General features: G+C 45.4%; 16 protein-coding genes and 1 pseudogene. 12 read left to right on the forward strand and 5 right to left on the reverse strand.

Annotated elements, in window-relative coordinates; translation table 11 throughout:
• Window positions 1-6: 6 nt before the first annotated feature.
• Both ACO6VG_RS08670 and ACO6VG_RS08675 read right to left on the reverse strand, forming a co-directional pair.
• Entirely contained in the window at window positions 7-750 is a 744-nt protein-coding gene (locus tag ACO6VG_RS08670) for an LrgB family protein (protein WP_422473522.1), read from the reverse strand.
• Entirely contained in the window at window positions 726-1,103 is a 378-nt protein-coding gene (locus tag ACO6VG_RS08675) for a CidA/LrgA family protein (protein WP_422473524.1), read from the reverse strand. Before ACO6VG_RS08675 ends, ACO6VG_RS08670 begins: the two co-directional genes overlap by 25 nt.
• Window positions 1,104-1,256: 153 nt before the next feature.
• On the opposite strand from ACO6VG_RS08675, the pseudogene ACO6VG_RS08680 reads away from it, so the two are divergent.
• Window positions 1,257-1,448, forward strand: a pseudogene (locus ACO6VG_RS08680) (2-hydroxyacid dehydrogenase); the annotation flags it as partial.
• A gap of 336 nt (window positions 1,449-1,784) precedes the next feature.
• Window positions 1,785-1,997 (forward strand): hypothetical protein, encoded by a 213-nt coding sequence (locus tag ACO6VG_RS08685; protein ID WP_422136580.1) that lies wholly within the window; start codon window positions 1,785-1,787, stop codon window positions 1,995-1,997.
• 109 nt (window positions 1,998-2,106) lie between these two features.
• Here ACO6VG_RS08685 and ACO6VG_RS08690 read toward each other — a convergent pair whose 3' ends face one another.
• Window positions 2,107-2,820 (reverse strand): hypothetical protein, encoded by a 714-nt coding sequence (locus ACO6VG_RS08690; protein ID WP_422473526.1) that lies wholly within the window; start codon window positions 2,818-2,820, stop codon window positions 2,107-2,109.
• Between the two features lie 328 nt (window positions 2,821-3,148).
• Between ACO6VG_RS08690 and ACO6VG_RS08695 the strand changes: the two genes are divergently transcribed.
• A complete protein-coding gene (locus tag ACO6VG_RS08695) occupies window positions 3,149-4,159 on the forward strand; it encodes a 2-hydroxyacid dehydrogenase (protein ID WP_422139707.1) in 1,011 nt (336 codons plus the stop codon).
• A 30-nt stretch (window positions 4,160-4,189) separates the two neighbouring features.
• Here ACO6VG_RS08695 and add read toward each other — a convergent pair whose 3' ends face one another.
• Window positions 4,190-5,185, reverse strand: coding sequence for an adenosine deaminase (gene add, locus ACO6VG_RS08700; protein ID WP_422473528.1), 996 nt, complete (start codon window positions 5,183-5,185; stop codon window positions 4,190-4,192).
• 263 nt (window positions 5,186-5,448) lie between these two features.
• Here add and ACO6VG_RS08705 point away from each other — a divergent pair, with 263 nt between their 5' ends.
• From ACO6VG_RS08705 to ACO6VG_RS08740, 8 genes are all read left to right on the forward strand, one after another.
• Window positions 5,449-6,543, forward strand: a complete 1,095-nt coding sequence (locus ACO6VG_RS08705; RefSeq protein WP_422139708.1) for a hypothetical protein — start codon at window positions 5,449-5,451, stop codon at window positions 6,541-6,543.
• Window positions 6,544-6,590: 47 nt separating this feature from the next.
• Window positions 6,591-7,454: a hypothetical protein gene (locus ACO6VG_RS08710; protein WP_422136585.1), complete on the forward strand. Its 864-nt coding sequence runs from the start codon at window positions 6,591-6,593 to the stop codon at window positions 7,452-7,454.
• A gap of 48 nt (window positions 7,455-7,502) precedes the next feature.
• Window positions 7,503-9,077: a hypothetical protein gene (locus ACO6VG_RS08715; RefSeq protein ID WP_422473530.1), complete on the forward strand. Its 1,575-nt coding sequence runs from the start codon at window positions 7,503-7,505 to the stop codon at window positions 9,075-9,077.
• Window positions 9,078-9,128: 51 nt separating this feature from the next.
• Window positions 9,129-10,745 (forward strand): hypothetical protein, encoded by a 1,617-nt coding sequence (locus ACO6VG_RS08720; RefSeq protein ID WP_422473532.1) that lies wholly within the window; start codon window positions 9,129-9,131, stop codon window positions 10,743-10,745.
• Window positions 10,746-10,786: 41 nt separating this feature from the next.
• Window positions 10,787-11,998 (forward strand): hypothetical protein, encoded by a 1,212-nt coding sequence (locus ACO6VG_RS08725; protein ID WP_422473535.1) that lies wholly within the window; start codon window positions 10,787-10,789, stop codon window positions 11,996-11,998.
• A 114-nt stretch (window positions 11,999-12,112) separates the two neighbouring features.
• A complete protein-coding gene (locus tag ACO6VG_RS08730) occupies window positions 12,113-13,390 on the forward strand; it encodes a hypothetical protein (protein WP_422473537.1) in 1,278 nt (425 codons plus the stop codon).
• A gap of 48 nt (window positions 13,391-13,438) precedes the next feature.
• Window positions 13,439-15,217, forward strand: a complete 1,779-nt coding sequence (locus ACO6VG_RS08735) for a hypothetical protein (RefSeq protein WP_422473539.1) — start codon at window positions 13,439-13,441, stop codon at window positions 15,215-15,217.
• 32 nt (window positions 15,218-15,249) lie between these two features.
• Window positions 15,250-18,873, forward strand: a complete 3,624-nt coding sequence (locus tag ACO6VG_RS08740) for a hypothetical protein (RefSeq protein ID WP_422473541.1) — start codon at window positions 15,250-15,252, stop codon at window positions 18,871-18,873.
• A gap of 126 nt (window positions 18,874-18,999) precedes the next feature.
• Here ACO6VG_RS08740 and ACO6VG_RS08745 read toward each other — a convergent pair whose 3' ends face one another.
• Window positions 19,000-20,814 (reverse strand): F-box/WD repeat-containing protein, encoded by a 1,815-nt coding sequence (locus tag ACO6VG_RS08745; protein WP_422473544.1) that lies wholly within the window; start codon window positions 20,812-20,814, stop codon window positions 19,000-19,002.
• Window positions 20,815-21,070: 256 nt separating this feature from the next.
• Here ACO6VG_RS08745 and ACO6VG_RS08750 point away from each other — a divergent pair, with 256 nt between their 5' ends.
• Window positions 21,071-22,054 carry a transposase gene (locus ACO6VG_RS08750; protein ID WP_422473546.1) on the forward strand — a complete coding sequence of 328 codons (984 nt, stop codon included), beginning with the start codon at window positions 21,071-21,073 and terminating at the stop codon, window positions 22,052-22,054.
• Window positions 22,055-22,514: the final 460 nt, after the last annotated feature.

Raw genomic sequence — 22,514 nt, forward strand, 5'->3', positions numbered from 1 at the left:
GCTAATTTAGGCTAACCAGCCAAGAACCCTGGGTATCACCCATGGAGCCAGAAGAGCACTGATACTGGCAGAAAGTACTAACGCCAGCGCACTGTAAGCGCCTTCTTTCAATGAACTTTGAACCATTCTCGCAGTGCCCAATGCATGGCAGGCTGTGCCCATAGCAATACCTCTGGCTTTTGGATCAGTGATTTTCAGCAACGACAGTAATGGCAAGCCAAAAATAGCGCCCATCAAACCCGTCAGGATGACGGCAATAGCCGTAAGAGAAGGGACACCATTCAAGCTATCTACAATCATAACAGCAATGGGTGTTGTGACCGATTTGGGTGCCAGGGAAACAGCGACCTGACCATCGGCCCCAGCCAGAACCGCGAGTATAACTGTGCTGACAAGGGCAAACAGGCTGGAAATAAAAACCACCAGAATCACACCGGGCAGCTCCCGATGAATATCTCTCATCTGTTGATAAAGAGGCACGCCCAGAGCGACAACCGCGATGCCCAGCAGGTTGCTTAGCCAGTCACCTCCCTGTTGGTAGTCGGAATAGGGAATATTGCCGCCAAGAAGAATACCCACAAGTACCAGAATGCTGATCAGTAACGGATTAAGCAGTGAATACTTAAAACGATTCTGAAGCTTCCAGGCGATCAGGTAGACAGCCACTGTCAGAGAACAGTAAAGTAGGCCCTTCATCGGAGTGGTCGAAAACATCGGGAACAACGTCATTGTCGTGTATGCTCCAGCCATTGAAACAACCATCCGGCAATGGCCATAACGATCACTGTTCCAAAAATACTGGTCAGCAATAGAGCACCAAGACTGTTGGCCAGCAGGTCCAGCTGATTGATAACACCGACTCCAATGGGAACAAACAACAGGGACATCCAGCGAACCAGAAAGCTGGCACCGGCTTCAACCCAGGACAGTCGAATCAGGCCGCTGCCCAGCAGGGCTGCCAGAAGCAGCATGCCGATAATACTGCCCGGCAGAGCATGATTGATCCAGACGCTGAACAGATCGCCTGTCCACAGACAGGCCATCAGAATAATGACACTGCTTAGCCAGGCTGCCATACGTTGGCATAGAAAGGCTATTTTCACTAAAAAACTCCGCTATGATGCTTAACCATTGCTCATGCCAGTAAAGAAGGTACCTGAACGATCATGAAAATCTGTATCTTTAGTGCCAAAAAATACGATCGTAAATTTTTTGGCCAGTACAATGCCGACTAAAGCTTTGAACGGGAATACTTTGATATTCATCTGGATGAGAAAAAAGCACACCTGGTCAGGACGGCTGATGCAGTCTGTGCTCTTGTTAATGACGATATCAGTCGGCCGGTTCTAAGTGTAATGACGGAATATGATATCAGACTTCTGCCCATGCGCTGTGTCGGATTTAACAATGCTGATCTGGATACGGCAAGAGAGTGGGCACCCAGGTAGCGTGATTATTTCTTAAGGTGATTTACGACGATGGCTAGGAGCCTGACCGAGAATAGACTGCCCTACTGCGGCGGCAGCAAATTGGTCTGAAAATCCGCTTTTGTTCGTCAAATAGCTCGCTATTCTCCTCACAAAACCGAATTTTCATCCTCAATTTTCTGCCGTCCTCGCTACGGGCGCTATTCTCGGTCAGGCTGCTAGAGTATCCTCGATTTTGTCAAACCGCTTGTTGTGTTCATCAAACTAAGTAGGAAGTTGTCATTCCCGCGAAGGAGGGTGTCGCAAAACTCTGGTTCCCATGCTTTCAGGCCCTGTGGGTCCCAGCGTGGGAACGAGTTGACTCCCGTCATTCCCGGCTTCATTCTCGTCATTCCCGCGAAGGCGGGAATCCACACTGACTCTCCACCAGAACCATACTGCCCGGTGTCCCCCTGGCCTTGTCATCCCCGGGAAGGCAGAGATCCACCGTTGGCGCTGGATTCCCGCCTTCGCGGGAATGACGACTTCAGAGCATGGGAACGAGTTGTAGCATTGATACTCCTTCGATAGTCATTCTCGCAAAGGCAGGAATCATTCAGCTTGCGTTTAAACCTGCTGGCTAGCACCCACTCTCCCTTTTATACAAGATCCATCAGAGAATTGTCCCCTGCAGAGCACCTTATCTTAACCGCAACTCGGGCTCTGACAGGACCGGGATAACAATACTAGCACAGTCGTCTAGATTTAATGATGAACTGTTAATGTGAACATATCTGCCACAGGCATCTTTTTTAAAGCCAAGAGAACGAATTTTCTCGTCAAACAATTGTTCCTTTTTATTTTCATCTATCTGACTGACTCCAAAAAGTCTCATATTTAATTCAAAAATGTTTAATTGATTTAGAGCAGTATTTGTAGAAGCTTGTAGTATCTCAACCTTTTCCTGATCATTAGATGAATAACATTGATTGGAGATCAATCTAGTATCATGATCGCTGATGCGAGTCATGGTAATTAGATAGTTCGATGGTAAAAGTTTTTCAATTCTATTATCTGTATCACTTTCCTTTTCTTTGGCTATGACCTTGGAATTGCCATCTAACAAGATTGATTTCACCGTTATTACCCGAGAAATTGAATTCACCGTTATTGCCCGAGAAGAAAAATCAATCAATACTTTTTTCGTTATAGCATCAGGATGTAATCCATTGAATAAGTCATGCTCATAAAGCAAATTTGAACTTTCGTCCAAAAATTTGATATTCACTTCATAGTCGTCGGGGTTATCGATTTGGAAAAAAAATCGGTTATCAACACAAACAGATTCGTTTTCTTCTGAACAAAAACCCGTCACGGCGATAATCAGCATCGCCCAAAAAAATATAGTTTTCATAAAAATCCCTATCATTTAATTAAATCCTCTGTCGAAGGTAGTAGAAAAGATTAAACATTCAAACATTCACAAAAGAACAGTTCGCATCATTAGGGTTTGCTTGCTGTTTAGTGTTGTAAAATTCCTGGCGTTAAAGGCCTGATCAGCGAGACCCGGCCTGCCCGGCTAAACCGGGAGATTCAAATCAAACCACAGCCCGGAAGAGCTGCCATACGTTGGCATAGAAAGGCTATTTTCACTAAAAAATTCCGCTATGATTCTTATCAGTTGCCCAGAGTTTATGGCTGTCAAATGCTCATGCCAGTGAAAAGAGGAACCTGAACCGATCATGAAAATCTGTATCTTTAATGCCAAAAAATACGATCGTGAATTCTTTGACCTGTGCAATGCCGATACCGGCTTTGAACTGGAATACTTTGATATTCACCTGGATGAAAAAACCGCTCACCTGGCCAGAGCGGGTGATGCCGTCTGCGCTTTTGTTAATGACGATCTCAGTCGGCCAGTTCTGACTGTCATGGCGGAGTATGGTATCAGACTTCTGCTTATGCGCTGTGCCGGATTTAACAATGTTGACCTGGATGCGGCAAAAGAGTTGGGTATCACTGTAGCAAGAGTTCCGGCTTATTCTCCCGAGGCCACGGCTGAGCATGCCATTGCCCTGATCATGACCTTGAATCGCAAAACCCATAAAGCATATCAGAGAACCCGGGATGCCAACTTCTCACTGGAAGGGCTGACAGGATTTAACCTCCATGGTCGTGTAGCGGGGGTTATTGGCACGGGCAAAATCGGTCTGGCTGCTGCCCGTATTCTGAAAGGCTTTGGTTGCAAACTGCTGGGGTACGATCCTTATCCGAACCCGGCTTTTGAAGATCTGGGTGGGGATTATGTTTCCCTGAATCAACTGCTGCAACAAAGCAAGCTGATCACCCTGCACTGCCCTTTAACGAAAGACAACGAGTACATGATCAATGAGGACGCATTTAACCAAATGCAACCCGGAGTGTTACTGGTCAATACCAGCAGAGGTAAACTGCTGAATTCAATGGCAGCAATGGACGCTCTGAAAAAAGGGATTCTGGGTGGACTGGCGCTGGATGTCTACGAAAACGAGCAGGACCTGTTTTTTGAAGACCTGTCCGATGAGGTGATTCAGGACGATGTTTTCAGACGCCTTTCAGCCTGTCACAACGTTATTTTTACCGGCCACCAGGCTTTTCTTACCGAAGAGGCGCTGGTGGCCATTGCCAAAACCACACTGGGCAATGCCAGAGCTTTTTTCGAGGGAAAAGCCTCTGGCAACGAAATAGCCAGAGATGTGCCAGATCAGCATTGAGGTCGGACCAGTGAGGCCCGACCCATATACTCAGTGTTTGGCAGCTTTGAGCGCTTCTTTCTCAGCGTCACTCAAAAAAGAAATGGCCAGACCATTTTCCTGGGCCTGACGGATCTGCTCAGGGGAGAGACCAGCAGCAGGCGCCGCGACTTCATACTCATAGGGCAGCTCAATGCCTTCCACCGCCGGATCATCGGTATTGATAGTGGCTAATACGCCGTGTGCCAGGAATTTCCTGAGCGGGTGCTTTTCAATGCTTGGGAAAGTGCTGGTCTGGATATTTGACGTCAGGCAGGATTCAATACCAATGCGGTGCTCGGCCAGGTAATCCATCAGCGCCGGGTCTTCAATGGCTCTGACACCATGGCCAATTCGGGTGGCACCCAGATCACGAATAGCTTGCCATACGCTTTCGGCGCCCACTGCTTCGCCCGCATGAACTGTGACATTGAGACCAGCATCACGAACCTGTTTGAAGTGCTCAACAAACAGATCGCCCGGCTTGCCGAACTCGTCACCGGCCAGATCAATCGCAACCAGTCTGTCTTTGAAGGCCAGACAGGCATTCAGTTCCTGCTGGCAGGCTTCCTGGCCAAAAGTACGACTCATGATACCGATGAGGTTGGTTTTGACGTCAAAATCACGGCTGCCGGCCTGAACACCGTCCACGACCGCTTCGACCACACCCTGAGGATCAAGGTTGTGAGTCATGGCCATATAGTAAGGGCTGAAGCGCAGTTCGGTGTAATCAATTTGGGCATTCAGGGCGTCTTCAACATTCTCATAGGCGACTCGACGACATGCGTCGTAATCTGCCAGAACCTTTACACCCCAGTCCAGCTTGGCCAGAAAACTCACCAGGTCAGGCTCATTGCTCATAACCCGAACATGGGGAATCAGATCTTCCAGATTATTGGCGGGTAACTCCAGATTGTGCTGCTGGCCCAGCTCCAGAATGGTCCGGGGGCGAATATTACCGTCCAGATGACGATGAATGTCGGTGAGGGGGATGGACTTGTCAATCATGTTAATGCTGCTCTCATCAATCTCGGGGTCCGCGTCTCTTCAGCCCGGGACCATTTCATAATGCGGTTTCGGGGGAATGAATATTACAGAGAATCAGTCATAAGTCTAAGGCGAGAGTAGCGGATTTCCCTATTGACTGGGGAAATTTTGTCAGAATGGCTAACAACAAAGTTATTCAGGACCAAACAGGGGAACAAGCCGTACTGGCCAGAGTCAAAAGGTGTATGACTAATTAAATTAAATGTTGTCAGAGGAGTATTACTATGGCAAATCCATCAGGTGCAATGGGTCCTTCATCAGTGACTGGCGTGAATGTTCAGACGACACCTACAATGCCCGTGAAGCACCAGGGTACTACTGCGATGTATTCATTGCGTCGATGCTGTGAATATAAAGACAAATTAAGCAAGCTAACGACAGATTTCGAGTGGCCAATTGCTCCACTGCCTCTTAGACACTCTTCTGCGAAGGTTGAAAAACATCTGGAAGCCCGGTCGATAGAAGCTGTTTCATCCAGTCAGGGCTCGTTAACCAATCCACAAAAGATTAGCGGGACTACTGAGGCTGGAATTCAGGCTGAGCGAGAGGAAATCGTCGAATGTACGTCGGAGAATTACTCGCGCCTCTGTGAACATAGTCAGCGGTTAAGGAAAATTTTGGCTGTTGCTTTAGAGATAGAAATGGCATTGGATGACGATATCTCCTTCTATCAGAATGCTTTAGCAGGTCCGCATATGGAACAGCAAGAATTACAATCAAAGGCTGTTGCGGTGAATGAGAAACCCAAAATGTATGAGGCCAAAGATATGCAGGCTCTTGAACTGGAGATGAAAATCCTGAACCTTATGCAACAACCTGTAGATAGCAATAAGCCAATGAATCGACCACAGGCCGTGCAAGAAATAAAGTCGCCTGTTGATGAAAAAGTCATGAATTTAGAGAAACGTCTGAAATTAGCTGACAGTCGTATAAAAGATATGCAGTACGAACTTGGCAAAATGCAGAAAGAAAAAGATACATTATCCAAGCTTATTAAGTGGCGGGAAGGTTCTATAGAAGCATACATCCGTCGCGTTGAAGCTGATCATGATATCAAAGAAGAAACCCGGATTGAAAAAGAGAAACAATCCAGACGGGCTGACAAACTGCAGAAAGATTTATCAGCAGCTTATCAACAAATAGATGAATGTAATAATACCATTTTCGAAATCAGGAAAGAAAAAGATGCCCAATCCAGACAATGGGATATCGACAGGGCTGCTATGGAAAGAGAGATTGAAACCCTGAGAACTAGCCTGAGAGCACTCTCGGTTAACAACCCGACGGCAAAGACGAAAGCCTCCCCGTATGCTCGTTAATCGTCAAAACAGTTGTGAATTTTTTAATGTTGTAAAAGGAGTATTACATGATAGGTCCATTTGGCGCAGGAAATCCTTCAGCAAAAACTGACCTCGCTCAGGAGTTACCTAAGACGCACAGAGGCACTGCGATGTTTGCATTGTATCGATGCAGTTATTATCGACAAGCATTACGCAATATTTATCTGAACGGGACCTGCCTGACTTTACCTCCCCCCCCAGAACATTGCACGCTTCTGGAGGGTGGTAAACGTCTACAAAAACGTACGGTGGACGTTTCTTCATCCCTGCAGGAGTCAACTGCATCACAAAAGCTTACCGAAGACAGTGAGGCTGGACCCCGGGCTGAGCTGGAGATAACCCGGGCTGAGCTGGAAAGAATGCATGAACGTATTCAGGGAGATTACCAGCGCTTCTGCAAGCTCCATAAAAAGTTCACTGAAGTTATGGGCCTTGTTGAGGATGCTGAATCGGCATTGATTAAAGACTTTGATTTCTATTATGACCGAGTGTTACTCAGTCTCAAAGAGGATGAGAGGGAGAATGACTCTTACAGACTCCGGCATGAAAAAGCTGTGCTATCCAGACGGAATGAGCAGTTAGAGAAGCAGTTACATGAGAAGAACACAGTGCTTGATGCCAAAGAAAAACAACTGTCTGACATGCAAACCACAAACGTTCAATTGCTTCAAAGGCTAAGAGATATGCATCAAAGGCTAACGTCCGAGGGCGCTGATGTGGTACCCAAAGAGGCGCTATCTCAGCTACAGAATGATCTGCGAGAGACTCAGGCTCTCTTGCAAGAGAGAGAGAATAAAGTGAGTGCCCGGGTTGCAAAGGCTACTCCGAAAGCACTCTCAACTGACAACCAGACGGCAGGGACAGAAGCTGGACCGGACGAGGCTCGTTAACAGGCAAACGGTTTATGAATTTTTGAATGTTGTAAAAGGAGTATTACAATGGCCAACTCACTCGACTTAACAATGAGTCCGCTTGGACATGACCCCATTAGATCTGAGATGCCAAGGGGCCATTCGGACAGCATTGCGAGATATGCATTGCGTCGTTGTTATGTTTGTAAAGATGCATTAGGAAAATTACCGACAGAAGACACGATCATGTCGGGTTTTTCTGCCCCTCCGGAAAATAGCCCTTTTTGTCGTAAAGATCTGGAGTCCCGAGAGGTGGCAGTATCTTCATCTTGTCAGGGCCCGACAACTATTCTGCGAAAAGTAAGCGAGGCCAGTGAGGCTGAAATCGAGGCTGAACTGGAGAAAATGAATGAACGTATTCAGAATGATTACAAGCGCCTTTGTGAGTACCGCTCGCAGTTAATGGAATTTATACAATTTGCTAGGCAGACTGAAACTATATTGGAAGAAGATATTCTCTTCTATACGAAAGCGTTTTTAAGTCTGCCTAAGGATCAGCAAGCATTAGAGGTAACGACTAATGAGCTGCATCAGAAAACCAAAATGTTTGAGGCCGCAGATCAGGAGGTTCGTGAACCGGCTAGAAAATTCCAGAAGCTTACACTACCGCTTGAAGATAGCAAAAAGCCAATGAAGCGACTGCATGACGAGCAAGAAGCAAAGGCGCTTGTTGATGAAAAAATTAAAAATTTAGAGAAGCTTTTGAGTGAATACCATAGTCGTTTATCGAAGATGTCTAGCATCTTTAGCGAAACCGAGAAAGAAAAATATAAAATATCAAAAGAAAATGATTATTATCTGGCGTTATTGAAAAAAGAATATGCACGACGTTCGGATAGAGAAAACCAGATCGTTAGAGAACATGAAGAACAAACTGAGAAACAATCCGAGCGGATTAAAAACCTGAGGAAATGTATAGCAAGATATAAAAGTGACTATCAGAAACAATCCAATAAGATTAAAAGACTGAGGAAGCTTGCAGTACAAAATAAACTTCGCTTCGAGACTGATAAGGCTATCAAAAAAAAACTCAGTGATGAAAAAGATGCGCTATCCAGACGGGTTGAGGAACTAACGAATGAGTTACATCATCAAACCGCACTGCTTGAAGGCAAACAAAAGCAACTCTCCAATACAGTAAGTCAAAATGCTCTTTTTATGAAAATGCTGAAGCGTTCATCTCAATTGAACAGTACCAGAGTGCTTGAATTGATAAAGAGTAAAAAGATGTTCTCTCAGCTTCAGAGTGAGCTGAAAGAGACTCAGTCTCTTTTGAAAGCGAAAGAGGCTGAACTGAGCTCAAGGGATGCTGAATCCATACAGTGGGATATCGACAGGGCAGCGACGAATAAAAAGATTAAAAACCTGAGGGCTAAACTGAGAGCACTCTCAATGGACGACCAGACGACTGATACTAAAGCTACATTGGATGAGGCTAGGAGGCTGACCGAGAATAGCGCCCGTAGCGAGGACGGCAGAAAATTGAGGATGAAAATTCGGTTTTGTGAGGAGAATAGCGAGCTATTTGACGAACAAAAGCGGATTTTCAGACCAATTTGCTGCCGCCGCAGTAGGGCAGTCTATTCTCGGTCAGCCTCCTAGTTGATAGTCAAAATAGTTGTGAATTTTTAACGTTGTAAAAGGAGTATTACAATGGCAAATCCAACAGGTGCAGCAACCTCTGCACACATAATTGACCAGAGTGTTCGGATCAAAGATATGATGTCCGGCGACGATCCCGCCAGCGTTGCAGAATATTCATTATATCGATGCAGTGCTCTTACAGAGCCATTAAGCAAGATGCGTAAAGGGATCACTGTGGAAGGGTTACCTAAACCCCCTTCGCAGTGCCATCTTTTGAGTGATTTTAAATGTCTGGATCGTCGGACGGTGTCAGCGCATCCATCCCTCGAGGATAGTACTGAGGAGATGCCAAGCGTTTTAAGCAGGATTAACGTAGGCACAAGAAGCGTTTTAAACAAGATTAACGAAGCCAATGGCTATGGAATCTGGGCTGAACTGGCAAATATGGATCAGCAAAGAAGGGCGTACTACCATCGCCTCTGCCAGCTTCACAGTCAGCTCTGTGAATCTCTGAATGTCGCTCAACAGGTTGAAAACTTATTAGAAAACGATATTTCTTTTTATATCGAAGTGTTACAAGGTCAGCATAAGGGTCAGGAAGAATTACCGGTAATGGGCAGTAAATTCTCTCAGGCTTTGACTGCACACTTAGGTTCTCTTGAGAGTGCGCTAGATCAGAAGACGAAAATACTTGAAGCCCGAAATGAGCAATTTCATGAAATGGATAAAAAAATCCAGGAGCTTACGCAGCAGGCTGTACTTAGCAAAAATACAGCGTTTTCGGTAGCGGACGAACAAGTCAGAACCATTCAAACTAAGGAATTATTCAAAGAATTAGATGACCAGCTGAGTCTATCTCGTAAGCGTTCAGCTCTGATGCGGGAAGAGCTTAAGGAAGTTGGAATAGAAAGAAAAGAGGCTCAAGCTGCCCTTCGCAGTTTCGAAGCTGGAAAACATGTGAGCATGGAAGATTTTAAGAAGTTGAAGGCGGATTTAGCACAAGCTCGTGGCGATCAGCATATTTTAAAAATAATAAAGAAAGATAGAGATGAACTATTCGGAATAGTTAAAACGCTGCAGGATGAAAAAGGTAAACAATACGAAGAATTTTACAGGACGAAGCAGAAGTTATTAGAAATTAGAAGGTTCTCAAATAATCAGCAAGTTGAATCAGAAAAAATGCAAAAAGCAATGCAAGAAAAAAACGATGTGTTGTCCAGACGGGTTGAAGGGCTGGAGGCAGAGTTAGCAGAAGCTCGTCGTTGTTCAGATGCTCATCTGGCTCTTTTAAAAAAAATGCGGAAAGAAAAAGCTCAACAATCCAGGGGAGCGAGCCAACGTGAGAATGAGTCAGATCCAAAAACCACAGAGCGTGACGACATTCAGGGGGAACTGTTTGAACTGGAACTTGAAAACAATCATTTGATGAGCCAGTTGGCCTGTAGAGAACAAAGTCTCAGAGCTGAAAAAAGAATGCGCTCTCAGCTTGAGAATGAGCTGGAACAGACCCGGTCTCTTTTGCAACAGAAAGAAGATGAGGTGATCGCCTGGGTCAATCAATCGAGACAGTGGAACACCGCCAGGGCGGCTATGGAAAGAGAGATTGAAAATCTGATGGATAAACTGAGCATGCTATTACAGAACAACCAGTCAGAGGAGATGGAAGTTTCCCAGGATAATAGTTAAACGGTTTATAAATTTTTTAATAGTGTAAAAGGAGTATTACTATGACTTACCCAATTAAATCAGCAGCAGGACCTTCATTTGTATCTGACCCCAAGGTCAATAAAAATGTTGAGATGCCAGCTGAAGCGCCTCGCAAATTTCCGGACGCTTCTGCAAAGGTTTCATTGCATCAATACTCTGCTGTTATGGATACATTAAGCCTGTTGCGCAAAGGCATGACCGTGGAAAAGTTGCCTGACCGTCCTGAGCCTTGCCATCTTCTTTATGGTGCTAAAAGTCTGATGTCACGGAAAGTGGTAGCTTCTTCACCACGGTATGACTCGCCAACCGATTCAGGAAAGCTTGAAGACAGAGAGCCTGAAATTCTGGCTGAGCTGGGGAGAATGGAAAGACGAACTCAGGAGGATTATCAGCGGCTCTCCAGGCTCCATAGTCAGCACTCTGAGGCTATGGATGTTGCTCTAAAGACTGAAACGGAATTGAAGAACATTTTTCCCTTCTACCACAGTGCAATGGCAAGGCAGCATCATGATATGCAAAAATTAGAGTCAATGCTTGTTGAGTTGCACGAACAAAACAAAATCCTTGACGCCAAAGATGAGGAAGTAGATGAACTGGTTAGAAAAAATCAGGATCTTACACGAGAGCTTGAAAGCAGCAGAAATAAAGCGTTCAATTTGCAGAATGTGGAAGACATAATCATTCGTAATGAAGCATTAGTCAGACAGTTAGAGAATAGTTTAAGAGAAGCTTTTAGTCGTTCAACATCGATGCAGAAAGAGCTTAATAAACTCCGGCAAGAAAAAGCTGCAAAATGGAAACCTGCTGACAAGCCGGATAGGGATTTAGCAAAAGTTCAACCTGATCCAAATGTTGATAAGGATACCTTAAGCACAATCCTTAAAGAAAAAACTGCACTATCCAAACGGATTGAAGAACAGGACAGATTGTTAGAAGACACCAGGAAACGCTTGAAAGTTGCTGAAGATTACATGGTCGATATGCGGAATGAAAAGCATGCACTAGGCAAACAGCTTCGGGAACTGAAGAATAGTCTGGAAAGAGCTAATTGTGACGCAAGTGAGCATGCAAGCGCATTAAAAAAGGAGCGTGCAGAAAAATACGGGCTATCCAGACAGCTTAACGATCTGGAGAAGCATTTATCAATTGCTCAGCATGCAACAGGTTATTATCAGAAAAAGGCTATCGATGCCCAGATAGAATTAATAGAGCAATCCAGAAGGATTAAGTAACTTGAGGATGAGTTACGCCAGAAGGGCATAGCAGAGACAGAAGCCTCCATGGATCAGGCCCGTTAACAGTCAAACGGTTTATGAATTTTTTAATAGTGTAAAAGGAGTATTACTATGACTTACCCAATTAAATCAGCAGCAGGACCTTCATTTGTATCTGACCCCAAGGTCAATGATAATGTTGCGATGTCACCTGAAGCACCTCGCAAATGTGCGGACAGTTCTGCAGTGGATTCATTGCATCGATTCTCTGCTGTTATAGATACATTAAGCCTGTTGCGCGAAGGCATGACCGCAGAAAAGTTGCCTGACCGTCCTGATTATTGCCATCTTCTTTACGGTGATAAAAGTCTGATGTCACGGAAAGTGGTAGCTTCTTCACTGCGGTATGACTCGTCAACCGATTCAGAAAAGCTAGAAGACAGAGAGGCTGAAATTCTGACTGAGCTGGGGAGAATGGACAGACGAACTCAGGAGGATTATCAGCAGCTCTCCAGGCTCCATAGTCAGCACTCTGAGGCTATGGATGTTGCTCTAAAGACTGAAACGGAATTGAAGATCATTTTTCCCTTCTACAACAGTGCGATGGAAAGGCAGCATCATGATCAGCAAAAAATAGGGTCACTGTTTGGTAAGTTGCAAGAACAATACAAAATCCTTGACACCAAAGATGAGGAAGTAGGTGAACTGGTTAGAAAAAATCAGGATCTTACACGAGAGCTTGAAAGCAGCAGAAATAAATTGTTCAAGTTGCAGAATGTGGAAGACATAATCATTCGTAAAGATGCATCAGTCAGACTGTTAGAGAACAGTTTAAGAGAAGCTAATCTTCGTCTAACATCGATGCAGAAAGAGCTTAATACACTCCGGCAAGAAAAAGCTGAAAAATGGCAACCTGCTGACAAGCAGGATAAGGATTTAGCAAAAGACCAACCTGATCCAAATGTTGATAAGGATACCTTAAGCACAATCCTTAAAGAAAAAACTGCACTATCCGAACGGATTGAAGATCTGGAGAGACTTTTAGAAGACGCCAGGGATCGCTCGAAAGCTGCTGAAGATCTCGTGGCCGGTACGAGGAATAAAATGAATCAAAAAGACAAACAGCTTCGGAAACTGAAGGAGAGTCTGAAAAGTGCTGATCGTAACGCAAGTGAGCATGCAAACGCAGTAAAAAAGGGGCATGCAGAAAAACACAGGCTATCCAGCCAGCTTAAAGCTCTGGAGAAGCATTTATCAATTGCTCAGCAAGCAACAGATCATTATCAGAAAAAGGCTATCGATGCCCAGATAAAATTAATAGAGCAATCCAGGCGGATTGAGCAACTTGAGAATGAGTTACGCCAGAAGGGCATAGCAGAGACAGAAGCCTCACCGGATCAGGCTCGTTAACAGTCAGACGGCTTATGAATTTTTGCATAGTGTAAAGGGGGTAATACAATGGCAACACCAGCAGGCACAGCAAACCGACCGCTCGAATCTAACATTTTGGTTAATCAAGATGTTGAGTTGGCATCTGAGTTGCCCAGCAACCATACGCGCCATACTGCGATCTATTCATTGCATCAATGCAAAGCTCTTACAGAGATATTAAGCAAGATGCGCAAAGCTACGATCGTAGAAGCCTTGCCTGAACCCCCTGTGCCTAGCCGTTTTAAAAGTCTGAAGTCGCGGACAGTGGCAGTTTCTTCATTCTGGCAACGTTCGCCAACCGATTCAGGAAAGTCTGTCCAGGCCAGTAAGACTGAAATCCTGGCCGAGCTGGATAAAATGGATGAGTGTCTTCAGCAGTATTATCAGCGCATCTGCCAGCTCCATAGCCAGCTCACTAAAACGCTGGAAATTGCTTTGCAGACAGAAACGGCATTGAGCGACGATATTCCCTTCTATGAAGAAGTGTCTAAAAGCCAGCATAAGGAGCAGCAAGAATTACAGTTAATGGCTGATAAATTGCAGAAACAAACCAAAATGCTTGAAGCCAAAGATCGTGAAGTCCATGAACTGGGTGCAGACATCAGCTTTCTTAAAGAACAGGCTAAGATTAGCAAAGAGCATTTGAACCGAGCTTGTGACCAGCAATCAATTAAGGCGATTGCTGATGAAAGAGTCAGAAAATTAGAGAATGTCATAAGAAATGTTAATAGTAATTCAACATCGATTCAGAAAGAAATTAAAACCATCCGGGAAGAAAAAAAGCAGTTGGATGATGCCTTTTCCAAAATCGGGCTGAAAAAATTTTCGGATCCCCAACAGATTCTAAAGCTGTTGCAGGATTTAGAGTCAGCTAATCGCATCGTAAAGTCTTCTCGAGATCAAAATGAAAGAATAGTTCAGCTAGAAGAATTGAATAACAATCAGAGCAGGGATTTGCTAGAAGTTCGAAGGCGCTTAGAAGAGTCTGAATCTTACGTACTAAGAATCAGTGCAAAAAATGCTGATCTATCCCGTCAGAATGAGCAACTGAAGAGTCAATTGGCCAAAGCTAATCCTGGCTCCGAAAGAAAAATCCATGAAGACAAAGGTGCGCTAACCAGACGGGCTGAGAAGCTGGAAAAGGATTTAGCAGAAGCTAACCGTAACTATCAGGAATCCATAAGAACAATCCGGGAAGAAAATGCAGTTCTTAATCGTGGCTATCAAGAAATCATAAGAAGAATTCAGGAAGAAAAAGACTTACTTGATCGTGCCTATCAAGAGACCATAAGAATAAACCAGGAACAGGCTGATCATCTAAATTGGCGTATATCAAAAGCTCAACATACTGCAGGTTCTCATCAGGATGACGATATCAGAGCCCGTTTAGAGCGATTGGAACAATCAAGACCGACTGAGCAGCTTGAGAATGACTTACGCCAGAAGGCCACCATGCTTAAAGCCACACAAGAGCAACTGTCTGAAGTTGAAAGTCAAAAAGCTCATATGCTGAAGAAGTTAAAAAATATGCATAAAAAGCTCACTGCCAAGGGTATTGATGTGGTACCCAAAAATACACTGACTGAGCTTCAGAATAACCTGCAACGGACCCAATCTCTTTTGCAACAAAAAGAGGATGAAGTCACTGCCTGGGTCAACCGATCCCGACAGTGGGAGACCGACAGGGCAGCTTTGGAAAGGGAGATTGAAACCCTCAGAGCCCAGCCAGGCAGGTTTATACAGAACAACCCGACAAGCGGAGATGAAAGCCCCCTGATCAGGCGGGCTGATAGTCAAACGGTTTAAGAATTTTTTAATGAAGTAAAAGGAGTATTACTATGTCCAATCCAATACACAATCCCGCAAGAGCATTGATTGAATCTCAATTTTTGGGGAGAGAAGGGGGGCGGATAACACGAGAGAAACCTGGCAAGAATCCGGGTCAAGCTGTGGAGTACGCATGGAGACGCTGTCGTGCCTCTAAAGGCAACTTAAGCATGGTGCTGGCAGGAAAGACGGTATCAACCTTGCCTGCCAGGCCCGAGCATAGTCGTTTTGTGAATGGCGGTAAATCTCTGGGGGACCGGACGGTAGCGTTGGAGCCGTCTGCATCCTGGTTCGGTACTTTTTTGCCAACCTGTTCGCTTCAGCCTGCCCAGGCCAGTGATGCTGAAACTCAGGCTGAGCTGAAGAAAATGGATGAGCGCATTCATGAGTATTACCAGCTTATCTGTCAGCTCCATAGTGACTACTGTGAAGTTTTGAAAGCTGCGCAACAGACTGAAGATGCATTAGGTAACGATATTCCCTTCTATGAAACCGTGTTAGAAAGTCAGCGCAAGGATCAGCAATCGTTACAGCTAATGGCCAATGAACTTCTGGATGAGTTCGAAACATTAAAAGACAGCTTCCTTGCTGATATCCAGCAAAGAGATCAGAGACATTTGCAAGCTTATGATCAAGATCCTTCAAGAGCTAACTTCGCGCAGGCTTTAATTGCCCACGTTCGCTCACTTGAAGATGAGCTGCGTCAGAAGACCCTGTTGCTGACAAATAAAGATGAGGAAGCTCATGACCTGGATAGAAAAAATCAGGAGCTTACACGACAGGCTGAGTTTAGTGAAAAACAAATGATTCAGGCGCTGACCGAGCAAGACAGAATGGGACGTGTTAAAGAGGCAGCTGGCACACTAGAGACGAATTTGCATGAGGCTAGTCGTCGTTTAAAAATTTTCCAGAACGCCATTGATAAACTCCACAAAGAAAAAAATGCAGAATCCACAAGGGCTGACAATCTGAAATTCCAGCTAAATCAGGTCACAGCCCAGTTACGGGAAAGGACCAGGAAGGAAGGGCAACAGTCTGAAACAGAGCTTGAAAACATTCGCTTGAGGAGGCAGTTGGATAATGCACAAAGCAGCCTTAAATCAGTATCAGAACCTTTAGAGAATTTTGCAGCGTTGCAACTCAGAAGTGAACAGTTAGAGACGCTGACAAAAAATCAGACGCAAGATTTGCAGAGAATCAGGGGTGAGCGAGATCAGGCCCATTCGAGAGTTGTGGCTATTGAAGAACAGTTGAAAAGCCACCACGCAGAAATGAAGCAAGTCATGGATGAGACAAAGAAAGCCGAAAAAGGCCTGAACCAGCTGCAATCTCAGATTCAACGGCTGCAAGCCCAGCTCGTCGAAGCACGAGAGCACAATGAAAAATTGCAGGCCGACAAGCTGTCTTCTGACACTGAGGTGCGTCAACTCAGAACACGTTTCGCCAGTCAGGTCTCTGATGCACGAATCAAGGCCAGCCAGGCCAATATCCAGCTTAATATGGAGTTAAAAGAGAAGAAGAAGCAGCTTGAGAAAGAAAGAGCTCATTACCACGAGCTGTCGGCTCAGCTTGAGTTCCTGAACGGTGCCATGAAAAAGGAGAATGAAAAAGCATCCGGGTATTTTGAAAAAAGTCAAAGGCTGGAAGAGAAATTCAGACTGGGTAAAGAGCGGTTAACCGAGCTTGAATCTCAAAAAACGCAGCTGAAAAAACAGTTAAAGGATACCCAAATTCAGCTTAAAGGCTCTAACGGTCGCGTTTCAGCGCTGGAAGTTCAGCTGGGTCAGCAGAACAGGGAACTGGAACAACTCAGAGCCACGGGAGACGAACTGAAAGCCAACAAAGAGACGCTCGCTCAGGTTCAGACTGACCTGCGACAGACCCGGTCTCTATTACTAAAGGCTTCTACGGCAGAGACAAGCGTAAAAGAAGCGCTGCAAAAGAAAGAGCATGAAGTGAGAACCTGGATCGCTCAATCCAGGGAGTGGAATACCGCCAGGGCAGCTCTGGAAGGAGAGGTGACTACCCTGAAAGCTGGATTGCAAACCGTGTTAAAAGAGCAGCGCAGAGCGGAAGCAGAATTCACCCAACAGGCCAAGAGCCTTGAGGATCTGGCAAAGTCGCTGCTGGCATCAGAAACAAAGCTGAAACTGGCTTCCAGAGAGGCTCAGTCAGCCCGGAGCTCTCAAACCCAGCAGATTGAATCGCTGACTGTTGAGGTCTCTGAACTGAGGCGTCTCAAAGAGAAAGCTGAAGATGCATTGCTGACATTCGAGACCCGGTTCAAGGAGGACTATAGCCAGTCTGAGCGCAGTGTGAGTGAATTGAATCAACAGCTCATTGCCTTGAAAGCTCAGCTGAGCAACGTTTCCGAAGCGGAGCAGAGAGCGATCGGTGAAGTAGCGCAGGCGAAGTCAGACTGCAAAAAGTTCAGGAGTGATGCTGTTCGTCTTGAGCAACAGGTAGACAGGCTCACCAGAGAGGTCTATCGACTCAGGGATGAGCAGAAGAAGGCCAAAATAGAACTCGGGAAAGAACGGCTTGAGTTGAGAAGTGAGGTGGCAACGCTGAGGGAGAAAGCTTCAAAAGCGGATATTATTGAGCAGGAGCTGCAGCTTAAGCAAAAGGCCTTCTCCGATCAAAAAGCTCTGTTTTCCCAGACGGAAAGTGCACGCAAGGCTCAGCTTGAGCGGCTCAGGCAGGATCTGGACGAGTCCAATCAAAAGCTTCATGAAGAAGAGGCGGCTAAATTAGGCTTTCAGCTGGATTACAATTCTGCCAAAAGCCATTTGGAACAGTTGCAGCAAGAGCACGCTGAGGCCATGGCTGAAATTGACAGGTTGAAAGTCTTGTTAGAAAACAGTGGGCAGGTGCCAAGGACTGGTACCGGTTTTGATTTCCGGGAGTCCGGCGTCGAGTTCGACGATCAGGGAGCCTATGTCAGTCTCAGTACCGCCACACATCAACCCAATTCTTTACTTCAACCTCTTTCTGTGACCGGTGAAACAGGGTTGACCGATCTTCAGGCTCAGGGTCCTCGAGGTGTCTCTCGCTTTCAGTATCAGGAGCTTATGAGGAAGAAAAATGAGTTGGAGCAGCAGATGTCAGACCTCAGGGAGGAACTCAAAATGGCTCAGGATCAAAAGAGAGACTATAAAAAACGAGTCAGTGAGGCCGCCCTGGAAGTGGCAGATATCAAAAAACAGCTGAAAGAGGTTAAGGCAGAAAGTGAGCAATTTGCGCACATTGCCAGCGATCGGGCAGAAGAAGAGAAAAAGTGGCGTGAAGAGGTCGGTAAACTGACCAGAGCAAAGGCGCAGATTGAGCTTGAGAAACAGACTCAGGTGGATGAATCTCTTGAATTTGCCGATAAAACCGTGCTTCGAAATGCTGAACTGGAGACAGAGGCGGGGTACTTGAGAACCCGGTTGGAGGATCTGGAATACCGTCTGGAAAAAGAAATGCCTACTGTTATGCAGGAAAATGAGAATCTGACTCTGCAAAATGAAGCCTTCAAGACGGCACTTCTTGATGTGGTTGGTTTATTCAGAGAGAAGCTGTCTGAAGCGGATCAGCAACAACTTGAAGACAAGCTTTTGAAGATACAGTCACTGCTGCTACCGCCACAGCAGTAAAATACTGCCTTTGAGGTTAAACGGCATCTATTGAACAGATGTCGTTTTTTTCAGCTCTAATACCAATCGAACTTTCTAACTACCCGGATTGCCGACGCAATGGCGTCATTCAGTGACAGCAAACAATCAATCTTTCTTCCGTAGTTCGGTTATTTGCACCGTACCCTCTTCAGTAACAGTGAACACATGGCTGCCATCGCGGCTGAAGCTGGCTGTGACAAGACGACTATCATGGGAAATGATAGCTTTTTCGACCCATGTCCCACGGGTCTGCTGACCAATGATTTTAGTGGTTTTGTCCTTGCTGGTAGTTAGCACGTGGCGGCCATCAGGGCTGAAACTGGCCAAAAAGACCTCCTGTTCATGAAAAAGTATGGCTTGACGAATCCAAAATCCATGGGCTCCCAGACCATAAATGCATACCGTACCAAAGGTTGAGTGAGACGAGGTACTTCCGGCGCCCACCACATAGCGGCCATCCGGGCTGAAGCTGACAGAGACGACGCGGCTAATATTGCGAAAGATGATTTGTTGCCTCCATGATTCATAGGCATTCTCGCTATAGATTTCTGACTCTCCATAACGATTGAGGGTAACCCAATGGCGGCCATCGGGGCTAAAGGAGACGGTGGCCGATTCGACATCAGCCCTGTGGGAAATCTGTACCCATGATCCATCAGCTGCCTTGCCATAGATTTTTGGCTTGTCATATCCAGCGGTTATTACCAGATGGCGGCTATCAGCGCTGAAGCTGGCTTTCACTTGAGGACTTCTCTGGCGACTGGAACCTGTTTCTTCCCATGATTCATCGTCTTTCAGGCTATGAATTTTTATCTCGTGACCCCAACTGGCGGTCACCAAATGGCGGCCATCGGAGCTGAAGGTGGCTGATGTGACTATATTGTGATGGTGAATGATGGCTTTTTGTTCCCATGATCCAGTGTTACTCAGACTATGGATGTGCGCCGTCCTATCGTGACTGATGGTCACCAAATGGCGGCCATCGAAGCTGAAGATGGCTGATGTGACCTTATCGTGATGGCGAATGATGACTTTTTGTTCCCATAATCCGGTGTCTTTCCGGCTATGGACCTGCGCCGTCCTTTCGTTAAAGTTGGTCACCAAATGGCGTCCATCGGGACTGAAGGTGGGCGACATCAGATTACGTCGATGTTTAATGGTGGTTTTTAGCTCCCATGATCCATCGCTCCCCAAGCCAAAAATTGTTGCCGTGTTGTCCTGACTGGCAGTCACTGCATGCTGACTATCGGGGCTGAAGGTGGCTGAACTGATAGGATGATCATGAATGATGTGTTTTTTTTCTGGCCATGATCCATCATCCTCATGACCGAAGATTTTCACCGTCCTATGAGAATTGAACACCATCAGATGACGGCCATCATCACTCAGGGTGGCTGAACGGGATTGGTAATTTCTTTCAATGATGGTTTTTGTATCCAACTTGAATGTTTTGTATTGAGACATAAGTACAGTCTTGGTGAAAAATAGCAGAGCAGGTACAGAAGCACCCGTCTTTTGGAGATGGGTAAGTGACGTCAATAAGGCCTTATCGTTCGTAAACGACCCAAGCCAATCATGGACTTGTTGATTACTTTTTGTAGTGATGGTTTTTCTCAGTTGATACTGGTGTGATAAAGGAAACCGACGAAACCACGCTTTTGCCAGGGCGTTATCGCTTTTAATAGCATCGCGAAAGTGGGTGCATACCTGTTTTAAGCGGTGAATATCCCGGAGCGACAAATATCTGAAGATGAGGGAATATGATGTTGTGGATAATAAATGCAGCAAAGATTGTATCTGCCTGTCAGGTACAGTGACGGACCTGTCGGCATGGATAGCAGTGGTTGTTGCCGATTGAGCTTGCTCGGGTGGTGGTGAGGGTAAATCTGTAATTTCGAGCTTGTTATTTATAGAATTCATAGTGTTTTTTACTTAAGTCAGGATTTCCTTTCGACCAGTTACGACATTTAAAAATTGATTTTGGTAATTAGATTGGGTTTTGGAATAAAAGTTCATAAAATTTTTTTGAGTGCAACTAACAAAACTTTTGTCTGCAAGTTGTTGCCGTAACTAACTAACCGGTTAGCATTTAAAAAGACACCCATAAATTTGCTTTACCATCCACCTGGTCTACTTTTTCACCCATCACTGATTTTTTACCCAGACAGGTGTGTTCATGGCTCAGGCCCGCAATACTCTGATTGACCCCGGTTCAACGCCCTATTACCACTGCATAGCAAGATGTGTTCGTCAGGCTTACCTCTGTGGAGAGAACCACCTTACTGGCAAGAATTACGAGCATCGCCGCGAATGGGTGGTAGATAAACTTCAGGAACTGGTTTCAGTCTTTGCTATCGAAGTTTGCGCTTACGCTGTCATGTCGAATCATTATCATGTGGTTTTGCACATCAATCAGTCATCTGCCAGGAGCTGGTCACGGAATGAAGTGCTGCATCGTTGGACGACCTTGTTCAGAGGTCCACTTCTGGTGCAAAGGCATCTGGCCGCTGACAAACTGGGCAGCGCTGAATTGGCCCGTATTGATGAATATGCTGAGGAATACCGGCGTCGTTTAACGGATATCAGCTGGTTTATGCGCTGCCTGAATGAACATCTTGCTCGTGAGGCCAACAAAGAAGATGAGTGTAAAGGACGCTTCTGGGAAGGTCGCTTTAAAAGCCAGGCATTGCTGGACGAAGCAGCGTTACTGACCTGCATGGCCTATGTTGACTTGAATCCGATTCGGGCAGGAAAGGCAGAAATACCGGAAGAGTCGAACTACACGTCGATTCAGGAACGAGTGGAGCAGGTTAAACATTCTGAGACTAAAAAACAGCCGCTGACCCTGAAACCTTTCTGTTTGCAGGGACAGGAAGCGGACGTTGCCCTTCCCTACCTTCTTCACGACTATCTGGAACTGGTTGACTGGAGTGGCCGCATTGTCAGGACAGACAAGAAAGGTTCCATCCCGTCGTGTACCCCTCCTATTCTTCAAAGACTGGAAATTGATCCGGATGAGTGGCTGAAAACCATGCAATGGAATAATCGTTTTTATCGGGCAGTTGGCCGTCTGGAGGCGATGAAGGCCTTTGCACTTGAAGCCAGACAGAAGTGGCTTCGAGGTTTAAACGCCTGCAGTCGTTTGTACCTGACAGGTTAGTGTAGAAGTCAGTTAAGACGTCAAAGACCCTCTCTTTATCTCTTCGACTTATGTCGGAATGGATTTGCATTGTCTGAATTATGGCTTGGACAGCCTTTGTTCGTTGGATGGCGCTGTGTGTCTCATTGATACGCTACTTGAGGATAGATTTTCTGATCCTTTTTGGGAATACAGTTTTTGAATGTCTTGTTTTTTTTATGGGTGTCTTATTTTAATTTTATGGGTGTCTTATTTTAATTTTTTTTTGACGAGGCTGTTTTTTTATGGGTGTCTTATTTTTTTGTGTCTTATTTTTTTTTTTAATTTTTTGACGAGGCTGTTTTTTTATGGGTGTCTTATTTTTTTTGTGTCTTATTTTTTTTTTTAATTTTTTGACGAGGCTGTTTTTTTATGGGTGTCTTATTTTTTTTTTCTGTTGATGTAGATGTTCGACTTAGTGCTTGGATTGCAATGATCGATA

The organism is Endozoicomonas sp. ALB032 (assembly GCF_049310125.1).
Taxonomy (GTDB): domain Bacteria; phylum Pseudomonadota; class Gammaproteobacteria; order Pseudomonadales; family Endozoicomonadaceae; genus Endozoicomonas_A.